Here is an 11,562-nt window from a genome sequence, read left to right on the forward strand (position 1 = left end):
GGATAAATGCGGCAGAGGGACAGACGGAAGATGGGGCACGATACGTGACGATACGGGCATTCAGCCGCTTGCATGCGGTCCTGGAAAAACATCTGCCAGAGCAGCGGTTATTTCTGAAATCCGACAGCGGCATGCGGTTCGTCCGGCTACGATCTGGCACCCAAGCGATGATGATCGCAGGCGGTGCGCTGTTCGTTGGTTGGACCGTGATCGTCACCTCCATTTTCCTCATCGATACAATCAGTGCTGGTAGTGCCCGTGACCAAGCGGCGCGGGCGCAGATGTCTTACCAGACCCGGCTTAACGCTCTTTCGGAAGAACGTAATGCGCGTGCCTCCGAAGCACGTCTTGCGCAGGACCGGTTCGCGATTGCGATGGATCAAGTCTCGGATATGCAGTCGCATCTGCTCGAATCCGAAGAGCGCCGCCGCGAGATGGAAACGGCTGTCGATGTGATCCAAACCACGCTTCGTCGGACCATGGCGGAACGCGACGAAGCCCGCGCCCGCGCCGATCAGCTTTACGCCGAGATCCAAGCCGAAACCGGTACGATCCAAACTGCGGCGGGCCGGCAGCGCGACATGGAACAGACCCTCGCCTTCCTCGCCGAAGCGCTGGAAGACACCGCGACCGAACGTGATGACGCGCATGAGGATATGGAAGTGGCCCATGCCGAGGTCGACCGCCTCGAATTCGAGGCCGAGCTTGCGGCCGAGCGCAACGAGCGTATCTTCACACAGATCGAAGAAGCCGTCGCAATGTCGCTTGAGCCGTTGGACAATATGTTCCGTAGCGCTGGCATGCCGACCGATCAGATCATCGACCAAGTGCGGCGCGGCTATTCCGGCCAGGGCGGCCCGTTGATGCCAATCACCATGTCGACGCGCGGCCAAGCGCCCGACCCGATGTCACTCCGCGCCAATGAGGTTCTGGAAGGACTCGACCAGGTAAACCTCCACCGGATGGCCGCCGAGCAATTGCCTTTCGCAATGCCGGTGCAAAGCTCGGTTCGCTTCACGTCAGGTTTTGGCTATCGCCGCGATCCGATTAATGGTGGTCGGCGGCTTCATGCCGGTGCCGATTTCGCCGGACCAGTCGGCACGCCGCTTTATGCAGCAGGCGATGGAGTGGTTATTTTTGCAGGGCGTCAGAGTGGATATGGCCTCATGGTTAAGATCCAACACCCCTTTGGCATAGAGACGCGTTATGCCCATATGTCCCGGATCGGTGTCAGCCAAGGCCAAAGGGTCTCGCGCGGCGATCGGATCGGTGATATGGGAAGAACGGGCCGTGTAACCGGGTCGCATCTCCACTACGAAGTGCGCCAAAACGGCACCCCCATAAACCCGATGAACTTCATCACGGCAGGAAGAGATGTTTTCTAAATCCAAGATCAACGAGCCCGGCCCGAAACAGGGCGATGACACGGCCAGCCCCAAACCCGCAGCCGCCTCGGCCGAACGCCCGGCGATGCCGCTGAGCAACCCCACGCCAAAGGCAAAGCCACCTGCCTCGTTGCTCAGCGCCGATCTCACGATTGTCGGTAACTTGCGCACCTCGGGCGACATTCAAGTCGAAGGCAATGTGCAGGGCGACATCCGCGCACATCTTCTGACCGTTGGCGAAAGCGCCACAATCGAAGGCGAAGTTGTGGCCGATGATGTGGTCGTCACTGGTCGCGTTGTGGGTCGGGTCCGCGGGCTGAAAGTGCGCCTGACCTCCACCGCACGGGTCGAAGGCGATATCATCCACAAGACCATCGCGATTGAATCGGGGGCCCATTTCGAAGGCTCCGTCCAGCGTCAGGAAGACCCGCTTGCCACCGGCAGCCAAGCCAAAGCCGCTCCGGCCGCGGCCCCAGTGGCCAAAGCCGCGCCCAAGCCGCAAGCGGCGGCCGAAAGCAAAGCCTAAGAGATGAGCATCGGCGCCTCGCCCAACGGGGCCGCCGAGCCAACGGAAAAGCCGGGCGCCCTGCCCGGCTTTTGTGCACCTGAAGCCCGAAAATTCATCCTGATCGCGGCGATCCTCGCCTCCGCGCTTGGCTTCATCGACGGCACCCTTGTGGCCATTGCGCTACCCGCCATGCGCGACGGGCTGAATGCCAGCCTGGTTCAGGCGCAATGGATCAACAACGGCTATCTCCTCCCCCTCTCGGCGCTGATCCTTCTGGGCGGAGCCCTTGGCGATCGCTTTGGCCTGGCGCGGGTCTTTGCCGCCGGCATTGCTGGCTTCGTTCTGGCCTCGCTTGCCTGTGCCGTGGCCCCCACGCCAGAAACTCTGATCACCGCCCGTGTGTTGCAAGGTATTGGGGCCGCCGTGATGGTCCCCGGCAGCCTGGCGCTGATCGCCCGCGCATATCCAGAAGAGGAACGCGGACGCGCCATCGGCATTTGGGCCGCCGCATCGGCCCTGACCACAGCGCTTGGCCCGATTCTTGGCGGCCTGGTGCTCAGTGTCGGCGGACCGGAAACCTGGCGCCTGCTGTTTGCGATCAACCTGCCGCTTGGGGGCTGGCGTTTTGGATGATCCTGACGAAGGTCGCCGCTGACCCAGCCCGCCCCGATCACCCGTTGGACCTGCTTGGTGCGGCACTCATCACCGGCACATTGGGCCTGATCGCACTTGGCCTCACCGGCGCGTCCGAAGGCCACGCGGTCAACTGGACACCGGCGCTGGCCGGTGCGGTCCTCTTCCTCGGTTTTCTCGCCTGGGAGGCGCGCAGTCGCTATCCCATGGTGCCACTCGACCTGTTTAAAAACGCCTCGTTCAGCGCCGCCAATGCCGCCACATTCCTGATCTATTTCGCACTGTCGACGGTGATGTTCTTCCTGCCGATGACACTGATTGCCGGTTGGGGCCTGCCAGAGATCATGGCCTCGGCCGCTTTCGCCCCGCTCTCGGTTTTCATCCCGCTCCTCTCCACCAAAGCTGGCGCTTGGGCCGACGATTACGGCCCCGGGCCGCTCATCGCGCTTGGCGGCGGGTTGGTGGCGCTGTCGCTCGCTTGCCTCGCGATAACGACGCCGATGCAAAACTTTTGGGCCCTCACCCTGCCTTCGACCGCGCTTATGGGGCTTGGCATGGCGCTAGTCGTCGCGCCGCTCTCCACGGCGATTATGGGGGCCGTGCCATCTGAGCGATCCGGCACAGCCTCAGGCATCAACAACGCGGTCAGCCGGGTCGCAGGGCTGGTGGCCGTCGCGGTGATGGGCACGCTGGCCGGTACGCTTTATGCTGGCGCCGGCGGGTCGGGCAGTTTCGGCGCATTCTCCGATACGGCGGGCCATGCCGACGCGATGAACGCGGCTTTCGCCGTCTTGTGCTGGATCACCGCCGCGTTGACGGCCCTCGGCGCAGTTGGGGCCTATCTCTTCATTCGCAAACCGGATTAATCCCGCGGCGTCAGCGCCCGGCGGTAAATGTGCCAGGACGCATGGCCCAAGACCGGCAGCACCAAAAACAACCCGAGTAGAAACGGCACCATCGCCAGAAATGTGAGCCCGGCGATGATCACCCCCCAGGTCACCATGACCAGCGGGTTCTGCCGCACGACCGCAAAACTGGTCAGCATGGCCGTCACAAAATCCAACTCCTTATCAAGCAAAAGCGGCAGCGCGATCACTGTCAGCGAGAACAGAACCAGCGCAAAGATCGCCCCTGCGGCTGTGCCCGTGATCAGCATCACCAGCCCCTCCGGCTCCAACAGATAGGCATAGGACGAGGTCACATTGGTCAGCGCCGACGGCCCCAAAAACAGCGCAAACAACATATGCGCGAAGAAAGACCAAAACAGGAAATAGACGATGATCACCCAAGAAATCGACGGCAATTGCCGATCTTTCTGCCGCCAGATCACCCCGAAAATATCATTCCGGGTCCAACCTTCGCCCCTCTCCAAGCGCCGCGAGACCTCATAGAGCCCGACCGCCAGAAACGGCCCAAGCAAGGGGAAGCCCATGGTGATCGGGATCGCATACCAAATCTGTTCGGTGACGAAGAGGAAAAGATAGATCAACCAGCCGCCCATCACATAGACATTGGCAAAGAACAGCCCCATGAACGGCGCTTTCAGATAGTCCCGTAGGCCCATTTTGAGCGCATAACTCAAATCGCCCAGGCCCATTTCATTGACCCTGGGCACCTTCGATGCGGCGCGCGGTGGGCTGATATCGCTCATCCCAATCCTCCCTCGCGCCAAGTCTAGCGGCAGGTCTCGGCGCCCGCCAAGTCCCTGCCCGTCCTTTGGGTCAAATTATTTGCATCCGTCAAAGATCGGGCGGATGCCGCGCGGGCCAGTCCGTGGCTCGGTGATAGTGCTCCCCCATCGCAAGCAGCGCCGCATCCGCCCCGCGTGCACCGATCAATTGCAGACCGCCCGGCAAGCCATTTGCGCCAAATCCAGCGGGCAGGTTCAGGCACGGCAGACCGGCCAGACTGACCGGCACCACCACCTCCATCCAACGGTGATAGGTGTCCATCGCGACGCCCGCGATTTCTTTCGGCCAATGCCATTCCGCCGGAAACGGCCAACACTGGGCAGAGGGGAGAACCAGTGCGTCAATCCGGCTGAACACGTCGTCCAAAGCGGCGAGCCAATCCAACCGGATCGCCGCGGCTTGTTCGATCTGATCGCCCGTCGATGCAAAGCCACGCTCGATCTCCCACACCACCTCAGGTTTCAGAAGCGCCCGTTTCGCCGGGTCGCGCCAGTCAGCCCCATGCTCCAATGCAACCGAGAAGGATCGCAGATCGGTCCAACTCCGCCAGAGTGCCGGGGCCTCAAAGGGCGGCGCAATCGGCTCCACCTGCCAACCCAAATCCGCCATGACCGCCAAGGCCGCCTCGGCCAGCGGCAGAATGCCCGCCTCCATCGGATAGGCGCCGCCCCAATCCGCAAGCCACCCAATCCTCGGCGTCTCCGGTCCCGCACCCGGCTGAAACACCCCATCGGTCAATGTCTCCAACAGCGCCGAGATATCCGCCACGCTGCGTGCCATCGGTCCGCGCGTGGACAGGCGGTTGGTAAACACCGCATCGCCGGGCTCGCCTGGCATCAACCCTGCGGTTGGCCGAAACCCATAAACACTGTTCCATGCCGCCGGGTTTCGCAGACTGCCCATCATGTCGGACCCATCCGCCAGCGCCACCATACCGCTGGCCAAGGCGGCCCCGGCCCCGCCCGAAGAGCCGCCCGCGCTGAGCGTGAGATCATACGGGTTTCGCGTCACGCCAAAAACAGGATTGTAGCTATGCGATCCAAGACCAAATTCGGGCACATTGGTCTTGCCAATGATGATCGCGCCCACATTGCGTAGCCGCATGACCAAGGCCTCATCCACCTCCGGCACGTGATCGGCGAAGAGCGGTGAGCCGAAGGTCGAGCGCACCCCCTTCACTGCCACCAAATCCTTCACCGCCATCGGAATCCCATGCAGCCAGCCGGACCGCGGCATCGCATCCGCCAGCCGCGCCTCGCCCATCAGCGCCTCACGATCCTTAAGCGATACTATCGCCTTGACCGGGCCATTCACCGCCGCGATCCGGTCCAGCGTCGCACGCATCAGCTCAACGGCGCTCACCTCACGCGCCGCCATCCGCCGCGACAACTCCACCGCGTCCAATCGCAACAGATCCGACATTGCGCTCCTCCAGCTTCTCTGCTTCCGAAATATCCCCGCCGGAGGCATCTTTGCTCTGCGATCAGACGCCCCATTCGCGCGACCAAAAACCAGCCTTCACGACGCCCCTGTGGCAACGCGCGCTGTCCGAGGGCTCCCGTCAGGGGACGTGAGGCGGCGCGCCGCTACTCGGCCTGCGCCTCAGCCCGGCTTTTGCCCGACACATCCATCGCCAAGGTCGCGGCCATCAACCCGTCCAAATCGCCGTCCAAAACCCCGGCACTATCGGAGGTCTCAAACCCAGTCCGCAGATCCTTCACCATCTGATAAGGCTGCAACACATATGACCGTATCTGATTGCCCCATCCGGCATCGCCCTTATTCTCATGCGCCTCGGTGATCGCCGCGTTCCGCCGATCCAGCTCCATTTGATAAAGCCGCGACTTCAACGCTTTCATCGCAATATCGCGGTTCTGGTGCTGCGATTTCTCGGACTCGTCACCACAATCCCGGTCGGGTTATGAGTGATCCGCACGGCGGAATCGGTGGTGTTCACATGCTGCCCACCCGCACCCGACGACCGATAGGTATCGATCCGAATATCGGCCGGGTTCACCTCGATCTCGATATTGTCATCGACCACGGGATAGACCCAGACCGAGCTAAACGATGTATGCCGCCTTGCCGCACTGTCATAGGGGCTGATCCGGACCAGGCGATGCACGCCGCTTTCTGACTTCAACCAGCCATAGGCGTTGCGCCCAGAGATCTTATAGACGGCCGACTTAATCCCGGCTTCTTCGCCGGGGCTCGTCGATTGCAGTTCGACCTCATAGCCCTTCTTCTCGGCCCACCGCACATACATCCGCGCCAGCATTGAGGCCCAGTCACAACTCTCCGTGCCACCTGCGCCCGAGTTGATCTCAAGGAAGGTATCGTTGCTGTCGGCTTCCCCATCTAGAAGCGCTTCCAACTCTTTCGCCGCTGCGTCCTCCACCAAGGCGGCCAAGGCGGCTTCGGCCTCTTCCACGACCTCCGCATCGTCCTCTTCTTCGCCCATTTCGATCAGGCCGATATTGTCTTCAAGCGCACCTTTGATCGCTTCATAGGTGCCGATCTTGTCGACCAAGATTTGCCGATCCCGCATCAGCTTCTGCGCCCCGGCCTGATCATTCCACAGATCGGGGTCTTCCACACGCGCGTTGAATTCTTCCAGCCGATGCTGGGCCGTTTCCAGCCCCAAACGCTGCCCCAGCAGCTCCAGCGACTTCTGGACTTTTTCGATATGAGATTGGGTCTCGGCCCGCATGGGTCTTACTGCCTGTCAATGATCTTGTCGGTGTCCAACCGATCTAGACCAGGGACCTCGCCCCTGCAAGGCAGAGGTGTCAGTAAAGCCCGCCGGAACTGAGCGTGCCAAACCCGGTTCCTGTCGGCACACGGGCCGTATCCCCGGTGGAGGTCGTCACCGTTTGCCCCGCTGTCGCGCCGGCGCCCTCTTCTTCGCCGCGCCCAAACATCGGCAGGTTCGACCCCATGGCAAAGCCACCATCGACAACCGCGAGCAGCCCATAGATCGGCTCTTCCCCTTCGCGGAACAACTCGGCCACCACATGATCGCCACTAGCATCCGCTGGCAGACGCTGACCCGAGAAGCGGTCGATATTATAGAACACCCCGCCCTCCGGCACGCGGAACGGCCCGCCGCCATACTCCTCGACCGCCGCTTGCATGAATTCGTTGAACACCGGGCCGCAGAGCCGCCCGCCGCCATTGCCACCGCCCATCGGGCGCGGCGTGTCGAAACCGATATAGCAGCCCGCGACGATATTGCTGGAATAACCGACAAACCACGCATCGCGTTCGTCATTGGTGGTTCCCGTCTTGCCCGCAATTGGCACCGGCAGGTTCACTGTCGAGGCCGCTGTGCCCCGCTGCACCACGCCGCGCATCATCGAGGTCACTTGATAGGCGGTGATCGGGTCGATCACCCGCTCGCGATTTGAGACGATCCGAGGCGCCACGCCCGGCTCGAGCGAGGCCAGCTGACAATCCGGGCAAAGCCGCTGATCATGGCGATAAACCGTGCCACCGAAGCGGTCCTGCACCCGGTCCACCAGGGTCGGCTCAACCCGCTCGCCGCCATTGGCAAACATCGCATAGGCCGCCACCATGCGATAGAGCGTGGTCTCCTGGCTGCCCAGTGAGTTGGCCAAAAACGCCTGCGCCTCGTCATAAACGCCAAAGCGTTCCGAATAGCGGGCAACGGTCTCCATCCCGACATCTTGTGCGAGACGGATGGTCATCAGGTTCCGCGACCGGACAATGCCGGTGCGAAGGGGCGCGGGGCCATAAAACTGGTTCGACGCATTGGTCGGTCGCCAAACGCCCGCGCCCGTATCAATCTCGATCGGCGCATCAATGACGATGGTGTTGGGGCTATAGCCGCTATCCAACGCGGCGGCATAGACGAAGGGTTTGAAGCTCGATCCCGGCTGCCGCGTCGCTTGTGTTGCCCGGTTGAACACCGAATACTGGTAGGAGAACCCGCCCTGCATCGCCAAAACCCGGCCGGTATTCACATCCATCGCCATCAGCCCGCCTTGGACTTCCGGGATCTGGCGCAGTGTCCAGCGGATGAAGCTGCCATCGCTATCGCTGGTCATGGCACGGACATGGATCACGTCGCCCACATCCAGCAAATCGCCGGCCACCCGCGCGCTGGAACCGCGGTTGCCTTCGGCATCGACGGGCCGGGCCCAGGTCACATCCTCGGCGGGGATGAAATGCCCATCCTCATCCTCGGGCACGTCTTCGATCCCGATCCGGGCTGACCGCTCCCCCACAGACAAGACGACCGCCGCATGCCAGCCGTCGATATCGCGCGGGAACTCCACATCGGCCAAAGCCGCGCGCCAGGTCTCTTCATCCGCACCGTCCAGAACCGCCGGGTCAATCACTGCCAACGGTTCCCGCCACAAGCCGCGCGAACGGTCATAGCTTTCCAGCCCACGGCGCAACGCCACCTCGGCGGCCTCTTGCAGGCTCTCATCCATCGTCGCGCGCACCGCATAGCCGCCGGAGAAGAACTCCTCTTCGCCGAACTCGACCGAGAGCTGTCGCCGGATCTCATCAGTGAAATAGTTGCGCGGCGGAACTGCGGCGCGGAACGGCTCGATATGTCCGCCCTGCACGGTTTCCAGTGGTGTAGCCTGGGCCGTCTCCATCTCCTCGCGGCTGATATAGCCGTTCTCATACATTTCGCGCAGCACGTAATTGCGCCGGTTCACCGCGCGCTCATAATCCCGCACCGGGTGAAAATTCGACGGCGCTTGCGGCAGCGCTGCCAGATAGGCCGCTTGTTGCAAGGTCAACTCCGAGAGATCGGCGTTAAAATAGGTCTGCGCGGCGGCGGCGACGCCATAGGAGTTCTGCCCCAGGAAAATCTCGTTGAGATAAAGCTCCAGAATCCGGTCCTTGGTCAGGGTCTGTTCGATCCGCGCGGCCAGGATGATCTCTTGCACCTTCCGCTCAATGGTCCGGCTGCCATCGAGCAGGAAGTTTTTCATCACCTGCTGCGTGATGGTCGAGGCGCCGCGCACATCGCGACCGCGCGAGCGCACGGCCTCGACAATCGCTGCACCAATCGCGCGTGGGTCATAGCCCTCATGCTCATAGAAATTCCGGTCCTCGGCGCTCACAAAAGCCTGCGAGACCCGATCCGGGATATCCTCGGCGGCGACAAACAAACGCCGCTCGCGGGCGAATTCGTCCACAATCTCGCCTTCGGCGGAGTAGATTCGGCTAATCGTGGCGGGTGTGTATTGCGCCAACGTCTCATGATCCGGCAAGTCGCGGCTATACATGTAGAGGACCGCGCCGATCGAGAAGGCGGTAAACACCAAGCCGATCGTCAGCCAGCTAAAAATTGCGCCAAAAATACCGAGAATGAATCGGAACATGGAAAACCTATGCCGTCTAGTGTTGCCCGCTTATAGGGGCCGATGCGTACCGGGTCAAAAGCCACAAGCGGCTTTTCGCGATCACAAATGCGCGTCATGATCGGTCTATGCAACCCAAAGACATCCTCCCCGTCTATGAGCGCGAAGCCGACCATTGGGCCCGGACGCGCGACAGCTCGCTCTATGAAGTCCCGTTCTTGTGTGAGGCTTTAGCCGGTCAGGCGGGCGCACGGGTATTGGATTTGGGCTGTGGCACCGGGGTGCCGATTGCGCGCTGGTTTGCAGATCAGGGATGCATGGTCACCGGAGTCGACGGCGCGGCGGCGATGCTGGAGCATTTCCGGACCAACCTGCCCGAAGCTGAGGCGATTCTGGCTGATATGACCACCCTTGCCCTTGATCGCCGCTTCGACGTGATCCTAGCTTGGGACAGTTTCTTTCATCTCAGCAAAGCTGCGCAGCGTGCGATGTTCCCGATCTTCGCCGCCCATGCCGCCCAAGGCGCGCGGCTTATGCTGACCACAGGTCATGACGAAGGTGAACCAATTGGCCAAGTCGGCGTTTCGCCAGTCTATCACGCCAGTTTGACGCCAGCGGCCTATCGCGCGCTTTTTGCGGCGCATGGCTTCGACGTGCGCTGGTTCCGGCCCGAGGACCCGGAAGCCTGGGGCCGGTCGATCTGGCTCGCAGTTAAGACCTAAGCGCTCACTGCCGCAGCAGGGCGGCCGCCGCCGCATCCGTCACGGCCCATTCCAAAATCGCATCTCGGATCGTGGCTTGGAACGCGGCCCGCCAGTCGGGATCAAGAATATTGGCCAGGTCGCTCGGCTCCGACATAAATCCAAGCTCCACCAGGACCGAGGGGATATCCGCCGCTTTCAACACGGTGAACCCGGCCTCTAGCCGGGGGCGGCTGTGCAGATCGCCCTCGGCTTGTGAGATCGCCGCAACCAAAGCATCGGCCAGCGCGTCCGAGCGCGGGTCGGTTTCGCGCCGCGCCAGATCCATCAGAACATCGGCCACCACATCATCGCTGCCGCTGAGGTCGACGCCAGCCAGCAAATCTGCCCGATCATGACGTTCGGCCAAAGCGGCGGAGGCCTCATCGGAGGCAGTTTCCGACAGGGTATAGACCGTCGCGCCGGTCGCCCGCCCCTCCGCCAAGGCATCGGCGTGGAGCGAGAGGAGCAGATCCGCGCCCGCCGCGCGGGCGATGGTGACGCGCGTGGGCAACGGTACGAATGTGTCACTCTCCCGGGTCAGAATGACATCGAACCGCCCCGACCGAACCAGTGTTTCCCGCAACTCCCGGGCAAAGATCAGCATCAGATCGGCCTCGTCATGGCCGTCGCGCTGTGCGCCGGGATCAACGCCACCATGGCCTGGATCCAGAACCACGACCAAACGTTCGGCCCCGTCCTGCCGCGCCAGCCCGGGCACGGTTGCAACCGGCGCGACCAATGTGGCCACCCCCGGGGGCGCACCGGCTTCGGCGGCGAAGGTTTCGGCATCAATCGGCACCATCCCGATCGCACCCGCGCCGTGCCATCGCTCGGGTCGGTGGCCATCGCCGCCAAGGTCACGCGCATCGGCTCTGCAAGGCGGAGAACCATGCGCGACCAGCCCGCCTCCAACGCGCCGCCAGTTTCCACCGATGTGATGGTGTCAGCCGCGTCGAACTCTGGCCCAAGACCGTCCCAAGCAACTTCGCGGAAATCGACAACCACACGGGCCGGATCATCCAAGGTGAACACCCGAAACGGCACCGCCTGGGTGATGGCCAAAACCATTTCCGCCCCGCCCCGGCTGGTGTCTTGCGCGCGGCTCGTCTCGGGCAGCACGCGGGCCAAGGCACGGAACTCCTGCGCCTGGGCCGCCGCGCCCAAGATCGAAATCACTAGAAAGGTCAGAATTGCTCGGATCATCGGTCTTTTTCGCCGAATTGTGGTTGGCACGTCTCTAGCAGTTTTGGCGCGGCGCAT

General features: G+C 62.4%; 10 protein-coding genes and 1 pseudogene. 5 read left to right on the forward strand and 6 right to left on the reverse strand.

Features of this window, described 5'->3' with window-relative positions; all coding sequences use genetic code 11:
* The first annotated feature begins 44 nt into the window (after window positions 1-44).
* The 4 genes from QTA57_RS15150 to QTA57_RS15165 are packed head-to-tail and all read left to right on the forward strand — an operon-like array spanning window position 45 to window position 3,392.
* The gene (locus tag QTA57_RS15150; protein WP_290152243.1) at window positions 45-1,385 is read left to right on the forward strand and encodes a DUF5930 domain-containing protein; all 1,341 of its coding nucleotides are present in this window, start codon (window positions 45-47) and stop codon (window positions 1,383-1,385) included.
* Window positions 1,375-1,911: a bactofilin family protein gene (locus QTA57_RS15155; RefSeq protein ID WP_145209516.1), complete on the forward strand. Its 537-nt coding sequence runs from the start codon at window positions 1,375-1,377 to the stop codon at window positions 1,909-1,911. The genes QTA57_RS15150 and QTA57_RS15155 overlap by 11 nt, the downstream gene beginning before the upstream one ends.
* Window positions 1,912-1,914: 3 nt before the next feature.
* Window positions 1,915-2,526, forward strand: coding sequence for an MFS transporter (locus tag QTA57_RS15160; protein ID WP_290152244.1), 612 nt, complete (start codon window positions 1,915-1,917; stop codon window positions 2,524-2,526).
* Window positions 2,523-3,392 carry an MFS transporter gene (locus tag QTA57_RS15165; protein WP_290152245.1) on the forward strand — a complete coding sequence of 290 codons (870 nt, stop codon included), beginning with the start codon at window positions 2,523-2,525 and terminating at the stop codon, window positions 3,390-3,392. Before QTA57_RS15160 ends, QTA57_RS15165 begins: the two co-directional genes overlap by 4 nt.
* Here the strand turns inward: QTA57_RS15165 and QTA57_RS15170 are convergent.
* From QTA57_RS15170 to QTA57_RS15185, 4 genes and pseudogenes are all read right to left on the reverse strand, one after another.
* Window positions 3,389-4,177 carry a DUF2189 domain-containing protein gene (locus QTA57_RS15170; protein ID WP_290152246.1) on the reverse strand — a complete coding sequence of 263 codons (789 nt, stop codon included), beginning with the start codon at window positions 4,175-4,177 and terminating at the stop codon, window positions 3,389-3,391. The two genes, QTA57_RS15165 and QTA57_RS15170, sit on opposite strands and share 4 nt — an antisense overlap.
* Window positions 4,178-4,265: 88 nt before the next feature.
* Complete coding sequence (locus QTA57_RS15175; RefSeq protein WP_290152247.1) at window positions 4,266-5,639, reverse strand: amidase; 1,374 nt, start codon at window positions 5,637-5,639, stop codon at window positions 4,266-4,268.
* Between the two features lie 164 nt (window positions 5,640-5,803).
* Window positions 5,804-6,927 (reverse strand): annotated as a pseudogene (gene prfB / locus QTA57_RS15180) (peptide chain release factor 2).
* Window positions 6,928-7,006: 79 nt separating this feature from the next.
* The gene (locus QTA57_RS15185) at window positions 7,007-9,580 is read right to left on the reverse strand and encodes a penicillin-binding protein 1A (protein ID WP_290152250.1); all 2,574 of its coding nucleotides are present in this window, start codon (window positions 9,578-9,580) and stop codon (window positions 7,007-7,009) included.
* A 107-nt stretch (window positions 9,581-9,687) separates the two neighbouring features.
* Between QTA57_RS15185 and QTA57_RS15190 the strand changes: the two genes are divergently transcribed.
* Window positions 9,688-10,281, forward strand: a complete 594-nt coding sequence (locus tag QTA57_RS15190) for a class I SAM-dependent DNA methyltransferase (RefSeq protein ID WP_290152251.1) — start codon at window positions 9,688-9,690, stop codon at window positions 10,279-10,281.
* Window positions 10,282-10,285: 4 nt separating this feature from the next.
* Here QTA57_RS15190 and QTA57_RS18455 read toward each other — a convergent pair whose 3' ends face one another.
* Together QTA57_RS18455 and QTA57_RS18460 are read right to left on the reverse strand one after the other, a co-directional pair.
* Window positions 10,286-11,020, reverse strand: a complete 735-nt coding sequence (locus QTA57_RS18455) for an N-acetylmuramoyl-L-alanine amidase family protein (protein ID WP_330696809.1) — start codon at window positions 11,018-11,020, stop codon at window positions 10,286-10,288.
* Window positions 10,906-11,505 carry an AMIN domain-containing protein gene (locus QTA57_RS18460; RefSeq protein WP_330696713.1) on the reverse strand — a complete coding sequence of 200 codons (600 nt, stop codon included), beginning with the start codon at window positions 11,503-11,505 and terminating at the stop codon, window positions 10,906-10,908. Before QTA57_RS18460 ends, QTA57_RS18455 begins: the two co-directional genes overlap by 115 nt.
* Window positions 11,506-11,562: the final 57 nt, after the last annotated feature.

Source organism: Fontisubflavum oceani (assembly GCF_030407165.1).
Lineage (GTDB): Bacteria > Pseudomonadota > Alphaproteobacteria > Rhodobacterales > Rhodobacteraceae > Rhodophyticola > Rhodophyticola oceani.